The 21,216-nt window shown below is 62.6% G+C and carries 19 protein-coding genes; 3 read left to right on the plus strand and 16 right to left on the minus strand.

Going from position 1 to position 21,216, the window contains the following annotated elements; translation table 11 throughout:
- Window positions 1–27: 27 nt before the first annotated feature.
- The 4 genes from H1204_RS14815 to edd form a co-directional block, all read right to left on the minus strand.
- Window positions 28–522 carry a gluconokinase gene (locus H1204_RS14815; RefSeq protein WP_180728903.1) on the minus strand — a complete coding sequence of 165 codons (495 nt, stop codon included), beginning with the start codon at window positions 520–522 and terminating at the stop codon, window positions 28–30.
- Window positions 523–532: 10 nt separating this feature from the next.
- A complete protein-coding gene (locus tag H1204_RS14820; RefSeq protein WP_180728904.1) occupies window positions 533–1,894 on the minus strand; it encodes a GntP family permease in 1,362 nt (453 codons plus the stop codon).
- A 255-nt stretch (window positions 1,895–2,149) separates the two neighbouring features.
- Window positions 2,150–2,791: a bifunctional 4-hydroxy-2-oxoglutarate aldolase/2-dehydro-3-deoxy-phosphogluconate aldolase gene (eda, locus tag H1204_RS14825; RefSeq protein ID WP_042308013.1), complete on the minus strand. Its 642-nt coding sequence runs from the start codon at window positions 2,789–2,791 to the stop codon at window positions 2,150–2,152.
- Between the two features lie 19 nt (window positions 2,792–2,810).
- Entirely contained in the window at window positions 2,811–4,721 is a 1,911-nt protein-coding gene (gene edd / locus H1204_RS14830) for a phosphogluconate dehydratase (RefSeq protein ID WP_180728905.1), read from the minus strand.
- Between the two features lie 302 nt (window positions 4,722–5,023).
- Here edd and H1204_RS14835 point away from each other — a divergent pair, with 302 nt between their 5' ends.
- Window positions 5,024–5,869: a MurR/RpiR family transcriptional regulator gene (locus H1204_RS14835; RefSeq protein ID WP_131242999.1), complete on the plus strand. Its 846-nt coding sequence runs from the start codon at window positions 5,024–5,026 to the stop codon at window positions 5,867–5,869.
- Between the two features lie 995 nt (window positions 5,870–6,864).
- Here H1204_RS14835 and H1204_RS14845 read toward each other — a convergent pair.
- The 9 genes from H1204_RS14845 to bamE form a co-directional block, all read right to left on the minus strand.
- Window positions 6,865–7,287 (minus strand): CopD family protein, encoded by a 423-nt coding sequence (locus H1204_RS14845; RefSeq protein WP_180728906.1) that lies wholly within the window; start codon window positions 7,285–7,287, stop codon window positions 6,865–6,867.
- A gap of 30 nt (window positions 7,288–7,317) precedes the next feature.
- Window positions 7,318–8,589, minus strand: a complete 1,272-nt coding sequence (locus H1204_RS14850; protein WP_180728907.1) for a glutamate-5-semialdehyde dehydrogenase — start codon at window positions 8,587–8,589, stop codon at window positions 7,318–7,320.
- 229 nt (window positions 8,590–8,818) lie between these two features.
- Window positions 8,819–9,943, minus strand: a complete 1,125-nt coding sequence (holA, locus tag H1204_RS14855; protein WP_180728908.1) for a DNA polymerase III subunit delta — start codon at window positions 9,941–9,943, stop codon at window positions 8,819–8,821.
- A 42-nt stretch (window positions 9,944–9,985) separates the two neighbouring features.
- Window positions 9,986–10,537, minus strand: coding sequence for an LPS assembly lipoprotein LptE (gene lptE, locus H1204_RS14860; RefSeq protein ID WP_180728909.1), 552 nt, complete (start codon window positions 10,535–10,537; stop codon window positions 9,986–9,988).
- Window positions 10,538–10,579: 42 nt separating this feature from the next.
- A complete protein-coding gene (leuS, locus tag H1204_RS14865) occupies window positions 10,580–13,174 on the minus strand; it encodes a leucine--tRNA ligase (RefSeq protein WP_180730972.1) in 2,595 nt (864 codons plus the stop codon).
- Between the two features lie 232 nt (window positions 13,175–13,406).
- Window positions 13,407–13,877 carry a biopolymer transporter ExbD gene (locus tag H1204_RS14870; protein ID WP_180728910.1) on the minus strand — a complete coding sequence of 157 codons (471 nt, stop codon included), beginning with the start codon at window positions 13,875–13,877 and terminating at the stop codon, window positions 13,407–13,409.
- A gap of 81 nt (window positions 13,878–13,958) precedes the next feature.
- Window positions 13,959–14,696 carry a MotA/TolQ/ExbB proton channel family protein gene (locus H1204_RS14875; RefSeq protein ID WP_180728911.1) on the minus strand — a complete coding sequence of 246 codons (738 nt, stop codon included), beginning with the start codon at window positions 14,694–14,696 and terminating at the stop codon, window positions 13,959–13,961.
- A gap of 62 nt (window positions 14,697–14,758) precedes the next feature.
- Entirely contained in the window at window positions 14,759–15,556 is a 798-nt protein-coding gene (gene dapB, locus H1204_RS14880) for a 4-hydroxy-tetrahydrodipicolinate reductase (RefSeq protein ID WP_180728912.1), read from the minus strand.
- Window positions 15,557–15,705: 149 nt separating this feature from the next.
- Window positions 15,706–16,596, minus strand: coding sequence for an outer membrane protein assembly factor BamE (gene bamE / locus H1204_RS14885; protein ID WP_180728913.1), 891 nt, complete (start codon window positions 16,594–16,596; stop codon window positions 15,706–15,708).
- Between the two features lie 111 nt (window positions 16,597–16,707).
- Between bamE and fur the strand changes: the two genes are divergently transcribed.
- Window positions 16,708–17,136, plus strand: coding sequence for a ferric iron uptake transcriptional regulator (gene fur / locus H1204_RS14890; RefSeq protein WP_054928985.1), 429 nt, complete (start codon window positions 16,708–16,710; stop codon window positions 17,134–17,136).
- A gap of 117 nt (window positions 17,137–17,253) precedes the next feature.
- Here fur and H1204_RS14895 read toward each other — a convergent pair whose 3' ends face one another.
- From H1204_RS14895 to H1204_RS14905, 3 genes are all read right to left on the minus strand, one after another.
- A complete protein-coding gene (locus H1204_RS14895; protein ID WP_180728914.1) occupies window positions 17,254–17,766 on the minus strand; it encodes an ureidoglycolate lyase in 513 nt (170 codons plus the stop codon).
- A gap of 38 nt (window positions 17,767–17,804) precedes the next feature.
- Window positions 17,805–18,815: an allantoicase gene (gene alc, locus H1204_RS14900; RefSeq protein ID WP_180728915.1), complete on the minus strand. Its 1,011-nt coding sequence runs from the start codon at window positions 18,813–18,815 to the stop codon at window positions 17,805–17,807.
- A 97-nt stretch (window positions 18,816–18,912) separates the two neighbouring features.
- The gene (locus tag H1204_RS14905; protein WP_180730973.1) at window positions 18,913–20,241 is read right to left on the minus strand and encodes a C4-dicarboxylate transporter DctA; all 1,329 of its coding nucleotides are present in this window, start codon (window positions 20,239–20,241) and stop codon (window positions 18,913–18,915) included.
- A gap of 240 nt (window positions 20,242–20,481) precedes the next feature.
- Here H1204_RS14905 and H1204_RS14910 point away from each other — a divergent pair, with 240 nt between their 5' ends.
- Entirely contained in the window at window positions 20,482–21,174 is a 693-nt protein-coding gene (locus H1204_RS14910) for a FadR/GntR family transcriptional regulator (protein WP_180728916.1), read from the plus strand.
- Window positions 21,175–21,216 lie beyond the last annotated feature (42 nt).

The following is a 21,216-nucleotide window of genomic DNA, read 5'->3' on the forward strand; positions in this document are numbered from 1 at the left end:
GGGCCATCAATCAACCACAACAAAACCCTACCTCGCGCGAATCCTACTGAGCGTCTCCTCGACAATCTCCTCAGGCGTCAACTCGATACTCACAGTAATCGCCTCATCATCCCCAGGCTCTTCCAGCGTATCGAGCTGGCTCTGCAGCAACGAAGGATCAAAGAAGTGCCCCGTACGCGTCTGCAGACGCTCCTGCAGCACTTCCCGCGAACCCTTGAGATAGACGAAGCAAACATCCTTATCGCCCGCGCGCAAGATGTCGCGATAAGAACGCTTCAGCGACGAACAAGTAAACACCGCATCTTCATGCGCCGCCTGCTTCTCCTCGATCGCAGCGCGAATCGTCCTGAGCCACGGCCAGCGGTCATCATCCGTCAGCGGAATGCCGTTGTGCATCTTCTCCTTGTTGGCCGCGCTATGAAACGCATCGCCATCCGTGAAGCTGCACTTCAGCCGCTCCGCCAGCATCTCGCCAATGCGGGTCTTGCCCGCGCCCGACACGCCCATCGCGATCAAAATCATCTGAAACTCCTTACAGGACCGCCGCCAATGCGAAGGTCAAACCCAAGCCCATCAGCGAAATGATGGTTTCGCAGAGCGACCACGTCTTGAACGTCTGCCCCACCGTCATTCCGAAATACTCCTTGATCAGCCAGAAACCGCCGTCGTTGACGTGCGAGAAAATCAGCGAGCCCGAGCCCGTCGCGAGCACCAGCAGTTCCGGCTTCACCTGCACACCGCTCGCCTGCGCGATCGGCGCGACGATGCCGCAGGCCGTCGTCATTGCAACCGTGGCCGAGCCCGTCGCGAGACGGATCAGCGCGGCAACGAACCAGCCAAGCAATAGCGGCGACAGATGCGCGGACGTCGCCGTCTCGACGATCTGCTTCGAGATGCCGCTATCCATCAGCACGCGACCAAAACCACCGCCCGCGCCAACGATCAGCGTAATGCCCGCGATCGGCGCGAGACATTCGCCGCAGAACTTCTGGATCTGCTCACGGTTAAAGCCGCGGCTCGCGCCGAACGTCCAGAAGCTGACGAGCACAGCAATCAGCAGCGCAACGTCAGACGTGCCGATGAATTTCAGCAGATCGTTCGGCGTCGTTTTCGGCGCAAACACGAGGTCAGCCCAACTGCCGATCAGCATCAGAATCACAGGGAGCAGAATCGTGAAGAGCGTGACACCAAAGCCCGGCAGCTCGCGCGAGCCCGCCTGATGTTCGGTGTCGACGAACTGCGCGGCGAGCGGATTGTTTTCCGCGAGTTTGATATGACGATGGATCAGCAGCGCGAACAGCGGACCGGCGACAATCGCCGTCGGCACGCCGACGAGCAGGCCGTATGCGATCGTGCGGCCGATGTCCGCGTGATACGCCTGCACCGCGAGCAGCGCCGCCGGGTGCGGCGGAATCAGGCCGTGCACGACGGACAGACCCGCGACCATCGGCAGGCCGATCAGCAGCAGCGATTTGCCCGTGCGCTTCGCGACGTTGAACGCGATAGGAATCAGCAGCACGAAGCCAACTTCGAAGAACACCGGCAAGCCGACAATGATCGCGACGAACATCATCGCCCAGTGAATGTTCTTTTCACCGAACCAGTTGATCAGCGTGGTGGCGATGCGCTCGGCGCCGCCCGATTCGGCCATCATCTTGCCGAGCATCGTGCCGAGGCCGACGACGATCGCGATGTGACCCAGCGTATTGCCATTACCCGTTTCGAACGACTTCACGATCGTGCCCGCCGGCATGCCGACGGCCAGACCCAGCAGCAACGACACGATAATGAGGACGAGGAACGGATAGACCTTGAAGCGCGTGATCATCAGGATCAGCACCGCAATGGCAATCACGGCGTAGATCAGCAGCATGCTGCCGTGGACAGCTTCCATGAAGCTCCTCCTTTGCTTTGTTGGTTTGAATTGCAAAGTGCTACGGCACCTCGCCCGCTTCCGGATGCTGAAAGTGCCTTCTGAGCGAGCACTTTCGCGGACGCTGAATTTTACTGTTTGTTGACGTCGGTGGCGCGTGGAATAAACCCGCGCAAAAATCAAAAAAACCTCGCCGCTGCAGCCCGTCAGGGGCTGAAGCGGCGAGGCTCGTTACAGCAGCCGGTTACGCGCTCGTTCAAAGCACGATGCCGCGCATCAGTGTGCAGGCGCTGCCAGTTCGCTCGCAGCGCGCGCGAGACGCGTGACTTCGTCCCAGTTCTGCGCAGCGAGCGCCGCCTTCGGCGTCAGCCACGAACCGCCCACGCACACCACGTTCGGCAGCGCGAGGAAGTTCGGCGCGGTTTCCGCCGTGATGCCGCCCGTCGGGCAGAACTTCAGCGTCGGGAACGGGCCGTGGAAGGCTTGCAGCATCGGCACGCCGCCCGCCTGTTGCGCCGGAAAGAACTTGACGATCTCATAGCCCAGTTCCAGTGCAACGATGATGTCGCTCGGCGTCATTACGCCGGGCAAAAGCGGCAAACCGGCGTCCTGCGCGGCCTTATGCATATCTTTCGTGAGACCCGGCGACACACCGAACTGCGCGCCCGCCTTTTTTGCCTGCTCGCAATGTTCGGGCCTCGTGATCGTGCCGACGCCAACGACGATGTCTTCGGCAAGCTGGCTCGCGCGCTCGATCGCCCCGATGCCAGCAGGCGTACGCAGCGTGATTTCCAGCACTTTCACGCCGCCTGCGTGCAGTGCGCGCGAGACGTGTTCGCCCTGTTCGACGGTATCGAATGCGAGGACCGGGATCACCGGACCGAGGCGCACGATTTCGCTGACTGTTTTCGACGTCATCTTCAGACTCCTTTTCGCTTTATTTCTGCATTGCGTGGCTGGCTTCGCTCGCCACGGCGTTTGCCGTTCCAGTTGCGTGATGCGTTGCGTGCGACGCTTCGCCGACGAGCGGCCCGAACACCGACGCGCCGAGTTCCGCCGGCGCCGCCGCCGCACGGAATACGCCGAACAGCTCGCGGCCGAAACCCACTTCGTTTTCCGCCTGATGCTGCGACACGGCAATCGGACGCGCAGCCCATTCGGCGTCGTCGATGTCGATATCGAGCACGCCCGCTTCGGCGTCGATCACGAGCATGTCACCCGTTCGCACCTTGCCGAGCGGCCCTTGCAGCAGCGCTTCCGGTGACACGTGAATCACGGCGGGCACCTTGCCCGATGCACCGGACATGCGGCCGTCCGTGACGAGCGCGACATGGAAACCCTGATCCTGCAACACGCCGAGCAGCGGCGTCAAACGATGCAACTCAGGCATGCCGTTTGCGCGCGCGCCCTGGAAGCGCACGACAGCGATGAAGTCGCGCTTCAGCTCGCCGTTGTCGAAGGCTTCCTGCACGGCTTCCTGCGAATCGAACACGATGGCAGGTGCCTTCACCGTCCGATGCGCCTTGGCAACTGCCGAAATCTTGATCACACCGCGGCCGAGCTTGCCTTGCATCAGACGCAAGCCGCCGTCCGGCTGGAACGGATCGTTGATGGCGCGCAGCACAGCCGTATCGTGGCTGTCGGCTGCGGCCGGCACCCACGTCAACTTGCCGTCGAGCAGTTTCGGCTCTTCGGCATAGTGCGAAAGACCCTTGCCGACGACCGTATTCACATCGTCGTGCAGCAAGCCGCCTTCGAGCAGATTGCGGATCAGATACGCCATGCCGCCCGCCGCGTGGAAGTGGTTCACGTCGGCCTTCCCGTTTGGATAGACCTTCGCGAGCAGCGGCACCGTAGCCGACAGCGTGTCGAAGTCGTCCCAGTCGATGATGATGCCCGCCGCGCGCGCAATCGCGACAAGGTGCAGCGTGTGATTGGTCGAGCCGCCCGTCGCCAGCAGACCAACGATCCCGTTGATGATCGCCTTCTCGTCGATCACGTGGCCGATCGGCATGTAGTGGCCGCGGTCCACCGTCAGGTCGAGCACGCGGCGCGCGGCCTGCGCGGTCAGCGCGTCGCGCAGCGGCGTATGCGGATGGACGAACGCCGAGCCTGGCAGATGGAGGCCCATGATTTCCATCAGCATCTGATTGCTGTTGGCCGTGCCGTAGAACGTGCAGGTGCCGTGGCTGTGATACGCGGCGGCCTCGGATTCGAGCAGCTCGTTGCGGCCGCATTGGCCCGTCGCGAATTCCTGGCGCACCTTTGCCTTGTCGTCGTTCGACAGGCCGCTCGTCATCGGGCCGGCGGGCACGAAGATGGTCGGCAGATGGCCGAACTGCAGCGCGCCGATCAACAGGCCCGGCACGATCTTGTCGCACACGCCGAGGCACAGCGCCGCGTCGAACATGTTGTGCGTGAGCGCGACAGCCGTGCTCATCGCGATCACTTCGCGCGAGAACAGCGACAGTTCCATGCCCGCGTTGCCCTGCGTGATGCCGTCGCACATCGCCGGGACGCCGCCCGCGAACTGCGCGACGCCGCCGTTTTCACGCGCGGCGGCCTTGATGATGTCCGGGAAATCCTTGTACGGCGCGTGCGCCGAGAGCATCTCGTTGTACGACGAGACGATGCCGATGTTCGGCTGGCGGATCTGCTTGATCACGAGCTTGTCGTTGCCCTCCATGCCGGCAAAGCCGTGCGCGAGGTTCGCGCAGGACAGCGCGCCGCGCGCCGGAAACTTGCCCTGCGCCTGGTCGATGCGTGACAGATACGCGTGGCGCGTCGGCTTGCTGCGCTCGATCACGCGCTTCGTGACTTTCATCAGTTGCGAATGCGGGGAAACCATCGATGCTCCTTCGTCGCTGGCCTGCGCGCCTTGACATGAGCGCTCTACGCCAGATTGGTATCGCGGGAAACGGCATGAAGAGCCGGCAATCGGGATATTAGTAGAAAAACTACAAGCACACAATGTGGCAGTTGCTGAATCGGCGGCGCTGCCGAATTCGCCTGAAACCTTGATGCACTGCCGTCTCCCGCGTTTTACCGCGGTTCATCAGGGTAATCACCTACGGCACATATGTAGTTTTTGTACTTGATTCATCTATCAGCTATAGTCCACGCATTCTTCAGCATAGTGCGAGATTCCCGATGATGCTGTCCCAGGTGGAAGCGATGCGCGACCAGATGCGCCCATCCGAACGCAAGCTTGCCGACTACGTGATCGAGGCGCCGCGCGAAGTGCTCGACCTGTCGATGACGGAGGTCGCCGCGCGGGCCGGCGTCAGCCAGCCGACCATCGCGCGCTTCTGTCACGCGCTCGGCTTCTCCGGCTTTCGCGAGTTCAAGATCCGCCTTGCGCAAGGGATAGCAACGGAAGTGCCCGCCGTGTATCGCGACGTGCGTCCCGACGAGCCGACGCCCGGCGTCGCCGCGAAGGTGCTGGACCGGACCATCGGCGCACTGATCCAGGTGCGCAACAATCTGTCGACCGACAGCGTGGCGGCCGCGATCCAGCTGCTGGCGCAAGCGAAGCGCATCGAGTTCTATGGCGCGGGCGGCTCGGGGATTGCCGCGCTCGACATGCAGCACAAGTTCTTCCGGCTCGGCATGCCGAGCGTCGCTTATTCCGATCCGCATACGTTTCTGATGTCGGCGGGACTGCTGGGCGAAGGCGATGTCGTCGTCGCAATTTCGAATACGGGCCGCACGCGCGACATCATCGACGCGGCGAAATCCGCGCTCGCGGCGGGCGCGAAGGTGATTGCCGTGACGCATGGGAATTCGCCACTTGCGCGGATTGCGTCGATCGGACTGTTCGCCAACGTCGACGAAGACACCGACATCTTCTCGCCGATGACGTCTCGCACGTCGCATCTTGCGATCGGCGACATTCTGGCCGTCGGCGTCGCGTTGCAGCGCGGACCGGAGCTGGCGGAAAAGCTGGCCGGCGCGAAGGATCTGATTGCGAGACGCCGGATCGGGCCGCAGGAATAGGTCTGGTGCGTGCGTCGAAGCACGCCACGCCGCAGGATGACGGGCCGCATGAGTGATGTGGCGGCACGCACCGCAATGCACGGCAGCCCCGCCGTCCTTGGGTATGACACAAGAGGAGTTATTGATGCCGACATTCGTTCCGTTCTGACACACCTCCACCCCTGCACTTCCGGGGACAGTGGCGGCCTCAGCCGAGAACGAACTGGCAACCATCACCGCGCCGAGCGCCACCGCAGCCGTAACAGAGTTAGCGGACTTCCCGCGCCCCTTCGCATTTTCCTGCGCCGCCACCCACGTTCCAGTCGATTCGTTCCGGACTGGTCGATAAGTCTTATTCATCTGCAATCCTAAAAATATTGAAATGTCGCCAGCACAGGAAACGCTGCTCCAGCACGGCAATGAGATACCGCTCGCATCCATCGGTGAATGCGACGCTTACGCGAAAATTAAGTGTGAAGACCGGCTGCGAAGAACCCTGACTACTGATCCGGCCAAGCCGCCGCCGGAGCCGGTTTTTGAGATTGGCCGCCTAAGAACTGCTAGGACGCTGCCTGTTCTACCTACCGTGTATGCACTTTATTGCGATACAACATGCGTCTGAATCGGACGACTCCTAAAGCATGCTGATAACGCGTGCGTAGGCGGAATCGTTTGGCTTTTTTGTCAGCGAAATTTAAGAAAGAAGGTGAGCGTGCGCAGTCCGAGCTAAGACGCACGCCGCGCGACACGATGGATTTCGTGATCAAGTGCGCTGGGCACCAGAGACAACGCGAGAAGACGAGGGCCACTTCGGCGGTATTACGATGGTCGCCGCAATGACTTGCGGGAATGGGGACACGAGTCTCGCTGCTTGACGCAAACCCGCGCAGCCCGAATGGCGACGAGTATCGTTAGCGCGTTGGGCTTGAACGATTGCAGGAAAGCAAAAAGCCCGGTTTGCTGTTAGCAGCAAACCGGGCTTCTGAACGAATTTCCCGAACCTACTAGATCGAAAACTAAAACGGCTTGATGACTACCAGCGCGACAGCCGCCAGCATCCCCAGCACAGGCAGTTCGTTGAACATCCGATACCACTTATGCGAACGCTGGTTCTCCCCGCGCTCGAACGTACGCAGCAACACGCCGCAATACGCGTGATAAACGATCAGCAACACCACCACGCCGACCTTCGCGTGAATCCAGCCCTGCCCGCTGCCGATACCGACCGCAAGCCACAGCCACAACCCGCACGCCAGCGCCGGCACCGCGATGAACGTCATGAAGCGAAACAGCTTTCGCGCCATGATCAAGAGGCGTTTCACCGCGTTCGGATCGGTCTCCATCGCGAGATTCACGTAGATCCGCGGCAGGTAGAAAAGCCCCGCGAACCATGAGGCCACCAGAACGATGTGAAACGTCTTGATCCACAACATCGGCATTAATCCTTCTTTTTGTTTCGATGTTCGAAATTATTGACGGCCTTCGCCGTGCCCCAGCACGACGTATTTCATCGATGTCAGCCCATCCAGGCCGACGGGACCGCGCGCATGCAGCTTGTCGTTGGAAATGCCGATCTCAGCGCCCAGCCCAAACTCGAAACCATCAGCAAAACGCGTCGATGCATTGACCATCACGCTCGCCGAATCCACTTCGCGCAGGAAGCGCATCGCGCGATCGTGGTCTTCCGTGACGATGGCATCCGTGTGATGCGAGCCGTATTCGTTGATGTGCTCGATCGCCTGATCGACGCCGTCGACCACCTTGATCGCCAGCACGGGCGCGAGATATTCGGTGCGCCAGTCTTCTTCCGTTGCATCGACTAGCGGTTGCACGCCCGCCGCTTCGAGCACCTTGCGCGCCGCGGGATCGACACGCAGTTCCACGTCCTTGCCGCGATACAGCTTGCCGAGCGCCGGCAGCACTTCCGCCGCGATGCCGCGTGCGACCAAAAGCGTCTCCATCGTGTTGCAGGTGCCGTAACGATGGGTCTTCGCGTTATCGCAGACCGTCATCGCCTTCGCGATGTCCGCACGATCGTCGACATACACGTGGCAAATGCCATCGAGGTGCTTGATCATCGGCACGCGCGCTTCTTCCATCAGACGCGCGATCAGGCTCTTGCCACCGCGCGGCACGATCACGTCGACGTATTCCGTCATCGTGATCAGCTTGCCGACTGCGGCACGATCGGACGTCTCGACCACTTGCACCGCTTCCTGCGGCAAGCCCGCTGTTTCGAGCCCTTCGCCGATCAGCTTCGCCAGCGCCGTGTTGCATTCGAGCGCTTCCGATCCGCCGCGCAAGATCGTCGCGTTACCCGATTTGAGGCACAGCGCAGCCGCGTCGATCGTCACGTTCGGCCGCGATTCGTAGATGATGCCGATCACGCCCAGCGGCACGCGCATCTGGCCGACCTGAATGCCGCTCGGCCGATACTTCAGATTGCTGATCTCGCCGATCGGATCGGCCAGCGCAGCCACTTGCCGCAAGCCTTCGACCATCGTCTTCAACGCCTTGTCCGACAGCGTCAGACGATCGATGAACGCAGCGTCGTGGCCCTTGTCGCGAGCGCTGGCGAGGTCACGCGCATTCGCTTCTTTCAGTTTGGCCGTCTCGCGTTCGATGGCGACTGCAATGGCTTCGAGCGCGGCATTCTTCGCCGCCGTCGACGCCCGCGCCATCGCACGCGATGCGTGACGCGCGCGGCGGCCGAGGTCGGTCATGTACTGGTCGATATCCATGATGATTCCCGTTGTGCCGCAATATGCGTGGATGCGGCAGACAGTTTCTGTAAGCGGAACGATCCGCCGATTGTATGACGTGTGACAGTTGTCTGCTCGGGCGAGCGGCGTCGTGTCACGGGCTGGGAACGGCTGCCGCGCCGCGTTTGCGATGAACCTGGGTGTTCCGCCGATACGCTCGCGCTATTCAAGCGAGGTCAGCGTCCAGATCCGTCAGGCGTGCGACAGCCTACGACGGTCGGCGCATTGGCGCCGGTCGCGCTGGAGCTGGCCGATTCGGCATGCCACGCACCGGAGAAGCGGATGCACCGGCGACGGCCATCGCAAGTTCGAAAAGCCCCGCCCACGGATCGGGCGGCGGATCATTCCGATGATTGCCCGGCGTGCCGCCCGACAACCCCTTCACCTGTCGATCGAGCTTCGCCGCGAGCGCCAGCGCCTTTTCCAGCGACGCCTCCGTCACACGCGACAACGCCGGTCCAACGAGCCGCTCACGCGGCCCCCACACGCGGTTCTCGCGCAGCAGCATCGGCAGCGGCTTGCCCGCCTCGACACCGCGCTTGATGCGCAGCAGCGTGCGAATTTCTTCGACGACAGCCCACAGCACGAGCACGGCCGCTTCGCCTTCGCCCTTCAGCCCGTCGATCATCCGCGACAGACGGCCGACATCGCCCGCGAGCATGGCTTCGTTGAGTTTGAACACGTCGTAGCGCGCGACGTTGAGCACGGCGTCGTGAACCTGTTCGAACGACAGCGCGCCGGACGGATACAGCAGCCCGAGTTTCTGGATCTCCTGATGCGCAGCAAGCAGGTTGCCTTCGACGCGTTCGGCGATGAATTGCAACGAGCGCTTGCCCTCTTCGCCCGCCGCAACGCGCTGCCCTTGCTGCGCAAGACGCTGCCCAACCCAACCCGGCAACTGCGCTCGCTCGACGGGATCGATCTTCAACGCGACGCCCGCATCGGCCAGCGCGGTGAACCACGCGGCCTTTTGCGTCGCCGCATCAAGACGCGGCAGCGTCACGAGCGTCAGCACGTCGGGATTCGCCGACGCGGCCAACGTCTTCAGCGCATCCGCGCCTTCCTTGCCGGGCTTGCCCGTCGGGATGCGCAATTCGACCAGTTGCCGGTCGCCGAACAGCGACATCGACTGACTCGCGCCAAGCAGCGAACTCCAGTCGAAGCCGCGCTCCACCGTGAACACTGTGCGGTCGGTAAAGCCGTTCGCACGCGCCGTCGCGCGGATGCGGTCGCACGCTTCCTGCGCGAGCAGATGCTCGTCGCCGTACACGACGTACAGACCGGCGGGACCTTTCGCGAGATGCGCTTCGAGCGCGTCAAGACGCAGTTGCATGGCGACGGATGATCGAGAGTGAAAGCAGGTCGATGCTGTGGATCAAAGCGGCGGCGGCGGCAGTGGTGCACGCGGCGAGACGCCCGGCACTTCCTGGCCCGGCGCCGGATGCAGCGAGCGCACGACGGCAAGACGGCGCATCAGCTGATCGACGGCGTCGTTCTGCATGTCCGCATAAAGAATGTCCGCTTCCGAAGCCTTCGCTTGCGAGAACTGGTCGCTATACGTCATCGCGCGATTCAGATGGATCGCGCTCGGCGGAATCAGCAGCGTGCCGTCCGTGCCGCGCACCGTGTAGTTCAGCCAGTAGTCGAGCGCATATTCTTCGACGACGCCCAGCGAGTTCAGCGTCAGCACGCTGTTGCCGCGCCCTTCGGAAATCGACAGGACGGCGTCTGCGTTGGCGGGCGACGTCACGATGACGGTGTCGCTGCCGCCCTGCACCATGCGCGTCAAGCGCGCAGCGACGGGCGCCGACGCCCCCGTAATAGCGAGGCGCTTGAACGCGTAGTCCTGCTGGCCGCGCAGCTGGAAGCCGCACGCGGACAGCAGCGCCGCGCTGCACGCCAGAGTCAAAAACGATCTGCGAGTCACATGAGCTCCTGGTTCGCAGTTAAAGCGCAATCGATGCGTGCATCAGACGACGACGTTCACGAGGCGGCCCGGCACCACGATCACCTTCTTCGCCGGCTTGCCCTCGCTGAACTTCGCGAACATCTCGTGCGCGAGCGCAACGGCTTCGATCGCTTCGCGCGATGCGTCCTTCGCGACCGTCACGGCGCCGCGCACCTTGCCGTTCACCTGCAGCACGAGTTCGATCTCGCTTTGCTCCAGCGCCTTTTCGTCGACCTTCGGCCACGGCGCGTCGAGCAGCGTGCCGAACTCGGCTTCATAACCGAGCTCTTGCCACAACTGGAACGTGACGTGCGGCACGACCGGGTACAGCACGCGCAGCAGCACGCCGTAGGTTTCGCGCAGCACGGCGGTGCTCGCACCCTTCGCGCCGTCGACCGCGTTGAGCATCTTCATCGCCGCCGACACGACCGTGTTGTACTGCAGACGCTGATAGTCAAAGTCCGCCTGCTTCAGCACGCTGTAGATTTCGCGGCGCAGCGTCTTGTCGGTATCGGTGAGCTTCGCGGCGTCGAATGCACCGCGCTGCGAGAGCGCCGCTTCATTCGCCTGACCGAACGACCACACGCGGCGCAGGAAGCGGCTTGCGCCCTCGACGCCCGCGCCCGACCATTCAAGCTGCTGCTCCGGGGGCGCTGCGAACATCGTGAACAGACGCGCAGTATCCGCGCCGTACTGGTCGATCAGCACCTGCGGATCGACGCCGTTGTTCTTCGACTTCGACATCTTCTCGACGCCGCCCAGCACGACGGGCTGGCCATCGGCGTTCAACGTCGCGCCGACCGGGCGGCCCTTGTCATCGTGCGTGACGGTGACGTCGGCCGGGTTGTACCAGGTCTTCTTGCCCGCGTCGTTTTCGCGGTAGTACGTTTCGTTGAGCACCATGCCCTGCGTGAGCAGGTTCTTCGCCGGCTCGCCGAACTTCACGATGCCCAGATCGCGGCAGACCTTCGCCCAGAAACGCGAGTACAGCAGGTGAAGAATGGCGTGCTCGATGCCGCCGATGTACTGATCCATCGGCATCCAGTAATCGGTGCGCTCGTCGACCATCGTCTTCGCATCGGGTGCCGCGTAGCGATAGAAGTACCAGGACGAATCGACGAAGGTATCCATCGTGTCCGTTTCGCGCTTCGCGGCCGCGCCGCAGGTCGGGCACGTGCAGTTCAGGAACGCTTCCGACTTGGCGAGCGGATTGCCCGTGCCGTCCGGCACGAGATCTTCCGGCAGCACGACGGGCAGATCCTTCTCAGGCACGGGCACGTCGCCGCACGACGGGCAGTGGATGATCGGGATCGGCGTGCCCCAGTAGCGCTGGCGCGAAATGCCCCAGTCACGCAGACGCCACGTGACCTGCTTGTCACCGAGGCCGAGCGCTTTCAGATCAGCGGCGATTGCGTCGACGGCTTCGCCGTACTTGAGACCGTCGTACTTGCCGCTGTTGACCAGAACGCCGTTTTCCTTGTCGCCGTACGACTCCTGCCAGGCGTCCGTCGAGAACGGCTGGCCTTCAACCGCCACCACCTGCTTGACGGAAATGCCGTACTTCTTCACGAACGCGAAGTCGCGCTCGTCGTGCGCGGGCACGCCCATCACGGCGCCTTCGCCGTAGCTCATCAGCACGTAATTGCCGATCCACACCTCGACCTTTTCCTGCGTCAGCGGATGCGTGACGAAAAAGCCCGTGGCCATGCCCTTCTTTTCCATCGTCGCCATGTCGGCTTCAGCGACGCCGCCGTGCTTGCATTCGTCGATGAATGCCTGCAGGTCCGGCCTGCCTTGCGCGAGATGCGTCGCCAGCGGATGCTCCGCCGCGACCGCACAGAAGGTGACGCCCATGATCGTGTCGGCGCGCGTCGTGAACACGCGCAGCAGCTTTTGCTCGCCGTCCAGTTCGTACGGGAAGCCGAAGTTCACGCCGAAGCTCTTGCCGATCCAGTTCTGCTGCATGATCTTCACGCGCTCGGGCCAGCCGAGGCCTTCGAGATCATTCAGCAGTTCATCCGCGTACTGCGTGATACGCATGTAGTACATCGGGATTTCACGCTTCTCGACGAGCGCGCCCGAGCGCCAGCCGCGGCCATCGATCACCTGCTCGTTCGCGAGCACGGTCTGATCGACCGGGTCCCAGTTCACGGTGCCCGTCTTCTTGTACGCGATGCCCTTTTCGAGCATCTTCAGGAAGATCCACTGGTTCCACTTGTAGTAGTCCGGGCTGCAGGTGGCGACTTCGCGCGACCAGTCGATGGCAAGACCCATCGACTGCATCTGCTTCTTCATGTACGCGATGTTGTCGTACGTCCACTTTGCGGGCGGCACGTTGTTGGCCATCGCGGCGTTTTCGGCGGGCATGCCGAACGCGTCCCAGCCCATCGGCATCAGCGTGTTGTAGCCGTTCATCCGCAGATAGCGGTACATCACGTCGTTGATCGTGTAATTGCGAACGTGCCCCATGTGCAGCTTGCCCGACGGATACGGCAGCATCGAAACGCAATAGAACTTGGGCTTGTCGGCCTTTTCCGTCGTTTTGTACGCGTCGGTGGCGCGCCATTGTCCTTGCGCGGCGGATTCGACGTCGGAGGGAACGTATTTTTCGTGCATGGTGTGATGGGATCGCTGTTCGGTGCCGCTGTTCGGTTGCTTCGGCACCGGCACGGTGCTCTGCGTGATGAAAGTCTTGTCGATTCCCCTCTCGTCAAGGGGAAAGGGCTGATTATACCGTTCGGCCGGGTTCACGCCGCGCGCGATTAAGCGCATGCGACCCGTTTTGCGCGCCGATTCGGCGTGATGCGTGGTGGAAGCGGGCTGTTGGCCCGGCACAGGCTGCTTCGACTTATTGCGCGGCCGATGCGGCAGCGGGAGGCGTCGGCTGGCCCGCTTTGGCGTCACCTGCCGGCGGCTCGGTCACGAAACCGATCCGCTCCAGACCCGCCTGCTGCGCCGCGCCCATCACCTGCGCGATCACTTCGTAGCGCGTCGAACGCTCGGCACGCAGATGGATTTCCGGCTGTTCCTTTTGCTTGCCCGCGTCGTTGAACTGCGCGCGCATCTGGTCGATCGTGATGGGCTTGTCGTTCCAATAGAGCTTGCCTGCGGCGTCGATCGATAGCGTGATGGTCTGCGGCGTCTCGCGCGCCTCAGCGGCCGCAACGCGCGGCAGATCCAGCCGGATCGCGTGGGTGAACAGCGGCGCCGTGATGATGAAAATGACGAGCAGCACCAGCATCACGTCGATCAGCGGCGTCATGTTGATGTCCGCCATCGGCGCGGCCGTCTTGTGCCTGTCGAGTCCGCCGAATGCCATGTGTCGTGCCTCGCTTCTCGCGTTTCTTCTCGCGTTTGATACCGTGTGTGCCTGCGCGTCCGCCGTCTGCCCGATGCGGCGCTACGCCTGCGTCCGCGCTGGCGCGCGTTCGCCGTGGGAGTCTTTCGCGCCGCTGCGTGCGTTATCGGGCGCATCGCCTGCGGGCGCGCAGACATACGCGTGCAGATCGTGCGCGAAGCCGTCGAGTTCCTCCGACAACTGCCGCACCATCCGCCCGAGCACGTTATAGGCGAGCACGGCGGGAATCGCGACGACGAGGCCGAACGCCGTCATGATGAGCGCCTCGCCGACGGGACCCGCGACGTTCTCGATCATCGCCTGCCCGCTTTGCGCGATGCTGCCAAGCGCGTGATAAATGCCCCAGACGGTGCCGAGCAAGCCGACGAACGGCGCCGTGCTGCCCACCGACGCCAGCAGCACCTGCCCAAACTCGAGCCGCCGCTGCGAACGGTGCAGCGCCTGGCGCAGCGCCCGCAACACGCGTTCGCTGCGTTCGACGCGCGCGAGCAGCACGCCCGGCGTTTCGACTTCCGACGCCTGCAGCGCCGCTTCCGCCAATGGAGAAAAGATGTGCTCGCGATCCGCGAGACGCAGCGCAGCGACGCCATCGGACAGCGTCGGCGCCTGCCAGAAGCGCGCGATGGCGCGCGGCCCTTGCCGCTTCGCGCGGCTCAGTATCCAGCTCTTGACGATCAGGAAACACCAGCTCGCAACCGACATCGCCAGCAACACGTACGCGACGCCATGCGTGATGGCGTCGCTGGATTGCAGGTAGTGGATGATGCCGGTGTCTGCCATCGGAGCTCTTTGGTCGCCTCGGCTACGACGCCTTGGCGGGTGAGAACAGGCTGACGCGGGGCTTAGTGCAAGCCGAGCACGTCCTGCATGTCGAACAGGCCATTCGAACGGCCTTCGAGGAAACGCACCGCGCGCACCGCGCCTTGCGCGTACGACAGGCGGCTCGCCGACTTGTGCGTGATTTCAATGCGCTCGCCGATGCCCGCGAACAGCACCGTGTGATCGCCGACGATATCGCCGCCGCGAATCGCCGAAAAACCGATGGTGGACGGATCGCGTTCGCCCGTCACGCCTTCGCGCGCGTAGACGGCGCAGTCTTCGAGCTTGCGGCCAAGCGCATTGGCGATCACCTCGCCCATCGTCAGCGCCGTGCCCGACGGCGCGTCGACCTTATGACGGTGATGCGCCTCGATGATTTCGATGTCGTAGCCTTGCGAGAAATGCTTCGCGGCGAATTCGAGCAGCTTCATCGTCACGTTCACGCCGACGCTGAAGTTCGACGCGAACACGATGCCGATCTTTTCCGACGCAGCGCGAATCTGCGCTTTTTGCGCGTCATCGAAACCCGTCGTGCCGATCACGAGCTTCGTGTTCGTGCGCAGCGCCGCGTCGATGTGAGCGAGCGTGCCTTCGGGGCGCGTGAAGTCGATCAGATAGTCGGATTGCGCGAGCACGGCGTCGATATCGTCCGACATCAGCACGCCCGTCTGCTTGCCGAGAAACGCGCCGGCGTCCTGGCCGAGTTGCGGCGCGCCTGTGCGGTCGAGCGCGCCCGACAGCGTGACTTCAGGATCGTTGAGGACGGTTTCGATGAGCATCCGGCCCATGCGGCCCGACGCGCCGGCGATGGCAATTTTCATGGGTAGTCCTGCTAACAGCGCCTGAACATCGCGCCGACGTGCAGCGCGCGCAGAGGCGACAAAAGATACGAAGCGGGCGACGTCTCACAGCATAGCGGCAAGACGCATGACGGACGGACGCGCCGCCCGTCATGTTAGGGACAACGGAATCAGCCGCCCGTTCCCGTTCCCGATTGCGAGGAAGATTGCGACGACTTGACGGGCGCGTCCTTCGACTGGCCGTTGTTGCTTTCCGGGCCCGTCGGGCCAACGGGGTTGTCGCTTGGTACGCCTTGCATCTGCGGAGGCGGCGGACGCGTGAAGCGGAACTGCGGCTGACCCGGCTCCGTCGAGTTCTGCGGCACGCCACCGTTAGACGGCGGCGTATTCGCGCGCACCGAGGGCGTCGCACCCGGCGCGGGCGCTTGCACCGCGTTGGTCAGGCGGTTCGCAGCCTGCGCGGCCTGCGCGTTCGCGTCGACTGCGGGCAGATTGCCGGCCTGCGCGGCGTCGGACGTGGCCGAGCGCGCGGTGTCGGGCACGGTAACAGGCGCTGCCGCTGCAGCCGCCGCGCTCGCCTCGGCCGTCGCGCTGGCGACGACAGGCGCAGCAACCTTCACCTTCTTGCCCGTGCGATCGCCGTCGATTTCAGCAAGCAGTTCGAGGTTGGACGGCAGATCTTCGCCGCCCGACCAGCTCGCCACGCGATCACCCGTGAAGTTCACGATGAAATCGCGCTGCTGCACGACCGACGTCGAGCCTCGCTTGAAATAGAAGACGTAGTCCCAGCGGTCCGCGTGGAACATATCGGATAGAAGCGGCGTGCCGAGTACCTGCCGGACCTGCGCGCGCGACATGCCAACCTGCATTTGCGCAGCCGCTTCCTTCGACACGAAGTTACCTTGAACCACGGTAATGCGGTACGGCGTGATGCTTTGGGCAAAACGCTGAGTCAGGCTGTCATACGTGGAACATCCAGCAAGAACCGCCACCGCCGCCGCGACGATCAAGGTACGCCGTACGCGGCTCCCCCGGTTGATCAATAGAGCTTTTGGAATCATTTCCCTCACCGTGCGGGCTACGCGAGCCGCGCGTGTTTCCGTGTAAGATGACCTGAACAGCAATTCACATTACCATTAGAACCCTGCATTGTACTCTAGGGATCCCTTGCCATGACCAATCCAACCGATCTGAAGAATATCGGACTCAAGGCGACCCTACCGCGCCTCAAGATTCTGGAAATCTTTCAGCACAGCCCGGTACGCCATCTGACCGCCGAAGATGTCTACCGCAGCCTGCTGCATGAAGAACTGGATATCGGGCTCGCCACGGTGTACCGCGTGCTCACGCAGTTCGAGCAGGCGGGGCTGCTGTCGCGTAGCAACTTCGAGTCCGGTAAAGCCGTCTTTGAGCTGAACGAAGGGACGCACCACGACCATCTGGTGTGTATCGATTGCGGGCTGGTCGAAGAGTTTTTCGATCCTGAAATCGAAAACCGCCAGCAGGCAATCGCGAAAGAACGCGGCTTCAAGCTGCAGGAACACGCGCTCGCTCTGTATGGCGTGTGCACCAAAGATAAATGCCCGCATCGCAAGCACTGACGCGGGTTTCCGGGCATTTCGCGAGTGCGCGACCCGGACAGGATTGCCAGTAAGACGCAGAAAGGCCCGGTCGAATTCGTCGACCGGGCCTTTTGCTTTCCTCTGCTTACCCAACCCTCAAGCGTCCGCTGTTTCGAACGATTCACGCTCCAGACGCCACGTTTGCGGCAACGCCATTTCATCGCAATTCGGCCCCTCTCCGCCACGATCGACGACGAGGAAATCGCTAACGCGCTCCAACGCGAGCAGCGGATGATGCCAGACGCCTCTCGCGTAATTGACGCCCTGCCAGCCGCGCGTCGAGAACGCTCTTAGCTTCGCAGGATCGAGATCGCCGGCCGGTGCGACGACGATCAGATAAGGCGCGTCCGACAGGGGCACGAACGCCTGGCTGCCGAGCGGATGCCGCTCCATCATCGCGATTTCGATCGGCCATGCACGCGGCTGCGCGCGAAACACGTTGATCAGCGGACGGCCGCCTTGCGCGTTCACATCGACCTTCGCGAGGTCGTGATAGCGCTCAGTGGTGCCTTCGTTGATCGGGTAGTGGCGCGCTCCGTCCAGTTCGATCACGTCGCCGAATGGGGCGAACGCGTCTCGTGTCAGGCGCTCGATGCGCAGTGTGTTCATGGCCGTCTCCGTCGATCGTCTCTGCCGTGCAGCGTGTGTTATTCGAGTTCGCCCCACAGGCGCAACCGCGATACGCCACCGTCCGGGTAAATGTTGAACCGCACGTGCGTCACGGGGCCGAGCGCGGCGAGTTCGGCGCTGAACGTATGCACGTTGTCCATCTGCAGCTTCTGTTCGGGCAACAGAACAGGCCAGAACATCGCTTGCGTGACGAGCGAATCGTCGGTGCCGCCCGTCACGGACGCTGCCTGCAGCGAGCAGCGATCGGGGAAATTGCCCTTGAAGTGCGCCGTATCCACTTCGACCTTGCGGATCACGCCCGGCCGCGCGAGCGCCACGATCGCCCAGTCGTTGCCCGGCTCGCGGCGGCGGCGCGTTTCCCAGCCATCGCCCATGTTCACACCGCGCCCCGGCATCAGCATCTGCGAGGCCGGCCCGAAATGCTGGTTGTTGGCGGCGACCAGGTACGCGCCATTTTCGACAGCAGCCAGATCGAGCAGGCTGCCGCGTTCGATGCGCTCCCAGTCGCGCTTCGGTTGCCCATAGACGCGCAGACGCGCCAGCCCGCCATCCGGATACAGATTCACGCGCAGATGCGTGAACGCGCGCGTATCGCTGACCTCGACGTAATGATGCTGGTTGCCTTGCAGCGTGGTCGCGGGAACGAGGCTTTGCCAGTCGACGTTGTCGGCGGGTACGTCGTCGTTCGAATAGCAGGCTTCGATCGAGGCCGCGGGCGGGAAATTGCCCGTGAAGTGGCTCGTGTCGAGATCGACGCCATGCACGATGCCCGGCCGCGCGAGCCGCACCACGCAGTAGTCGTGGCCCGTCGTGCGCTTGCGGCGCGTTTCCCAGCCGTCCATCCATTTGCCGTGATCATCGTATTTGCCGGGGATGAACACGGCAGGCTGCGGGTCGAGCATCCGCTCTTTCGGTGCGAAGAATTCGTCGCTGGCGAAGAGCGCCTTCGCGCCCAGTCGCGGGTCGGCGAGGTTCATGTAGCGGCGCGTGAAGGCGGGTGCGTTCGGATCGAGAATCGGATTGGCCATGATCGGTTCAGTGTCGAGTTCGAGAGAGATGAGAGGCGGCGGACTACGAGTCCGCCGCGTTTGCCATGAGTGGTCGGTCAGATGGCGGAAAGCGTTGTCAGACTGCGTGCGCAGGGTTCGCGTGGCTCGCGCCGTCGTCGCGATCGGTGCTGGCGGGCACGAAGCGGTAGTCGCTGTCGAGGTTCAGCACGTGGCGCGCACGCGCCTTGTCGATATCGTTTTCCCACACGGCGACGACGACGGTCGCGACGCAGTTGCCGATCAGGTTGGTCAGCGCGCGGGCGATGCCGACAAACCAGTCGACGGGCAGGATCAGCACGAGGCCGAGCACAGGAATCGCGGGAATCGCCGAGAGCGTCGCGGCGAGAATCACGATCGCCGAGCCGGGAATGCCGTGCGCGCCCTTCGATGTCACCAGCGACACCAGCACGACGACGATCAGATCGTGCATCGACAGCGGCGTGTTGGTCGCCTGTGCGATGAAGATCACCGCGAGCGTCAGATAGATCGAGAAGCCGTCGAGGTTGAACGAGTAGCCGGTCGGAATCACGAGACCGACGGTCGAATCCTTCACGCCCATCCATTCGAGCTTGCGCATGATCTGCGGCAGCACGGCGTCGGACGAAGCGGTGCCGAGCACGATCGACAGTTCTTCGCGCAGATAGCGGATCAGCTTGAACACGCTGAACCCGGCGAGACGCATCACGATACCCAGCACGACGGCGACGAACACGATGCAGCTCGCGTAGAACACGATGACGAGCATGCCGAGCTGCTTCAGCGATTCGACGCCATATGTGCCCGTGGTGAACGCGATCGCGCCCAGCACGCCGAGCGGCGCGAGCTTGATGATGAAGCTCATCACGCGGAAGAACACTTGTGCGAGTTCGTCGATCAGATCGTTGACGCGTTGCGCGCGTGGCCCGAGCAGCGAGAGCGCGGAGCCGACCAGCACGGAGAACACGAGAATCTGCAGGATGTCGCCCTTTGCGAACGCGTCGATCGCGGTGTCGGGGATGATCTTCAGCAGGAAGCCCGCCGTGTCCTTCAGGCTCTTCGCATGCTCGGTGTAGGTGGCCAGCGACCCGGCGTCGAGCGTGCGCAGATCGATGTTCATGCCGACGCCCGGCCGCGTCGCATACGCGAGCACCGCGCCGATCACGAGCGCGATCGTCGTCATGATTTCGAAGTAGACGACGGCCTTCAAACCAACGCGCCCCACTTTCTTCAGATCACCTGCGTGCGCCATGCCGCTGACGACCACACAGAACACGATCGGCCCGATCACCATCTTGATCAGTTTCAGAAAGCCGTCGCCCAATGGACGCAGCGACTGCGCGAAATGCGGAAATAGCGCTCCGAGCACGATGCCCGCTACGAGAGCGATCACCACCCGGCCAAACAGCGAATTGAAGAACTTCAACACGGCTTTCTCCCGGTCACGAGTTGGGGTCTTGAACATCTGTTCATACTGGTCCGACCAGTACTGTTATGGCCAATAGTAGGAAGCCGATATAGTGAGGTCAAGGATTGTCGGGAGGGTGTTTACCCGGTCTGGTCTGACCGGCCTTCTCGCCCGGAACTTGCATGTGGGCGAAGGATTGCGCTAAACGTCGAAAGCCGTTCTACAATGCTGGTCAGACCGCACCGAGCCGCTGCCGAGATCATGAAAAACGTGCCGCATACTGTTACCGACTCTGCCATCTCGACGATTCGCGAGAGGATCGAGGGTGGCGTTTATCCTGTCGGGTGTTTGCTGCCGGCGCAGCGGCAATTGTCGGAAGAACTGGATATCAGCCGTGCGTCGTTGCGTGAAGCACTATCGACGCTCGAAGCGCTAGGGCTGTTGACTATTCGCCCCGGCAAGGGCGTGTATGTGCAGTCGACGAAGGCGTCGTCGGCGCATCCGTGGCGGTTCGCGGATCAGTCGTCATTGCCGGATACTTATCAGATGCGATTCGCGCTGGAAGGCTTTGTCGCGCGGATGGCTGCGCTGGCTATTGGCGATGATGATGTCGAATGGTTTGAGGACAATATTGCTTCGCTGCATACGGCGCTGACTAATGGCGAACTCGACGACGCCGCGCAATTGGACTTCGATTTTCATATGCGGATCGTCAATATTGCGGGCAATGCCGCTATCGAATCGATCTTGCGGAGTAGCGCTGACATCATGAAGGAGAGTCAGCGGATGCCGTTCTATCGGCGTGAGCTCGTGCTGTCTACGTATCATGAGCATCGGGCGATTCTTGATGCTTTGAAGGCCCGTGATCCGCATGCGGCTGGACTGGCCATCGAGAAGCATATTGCGAATGCGGCGCAACGCGCTGGGGTTTATTTTCCTACGCCGCAGGTTTGATTTTTTTGGTTTGGTTTGGTTTGCGACGCTGGGTGGTTTGCT

It is taken from the genome of Paraburkholderia sp. PGU19, from assembly GCF_013426915.1.
Taxonomy (GTDB): Bacteria; Pseudomonadota; Gammaproteobacteria; order Burkholderiales; family Burkholderiaceae; genus Paraburkholderia.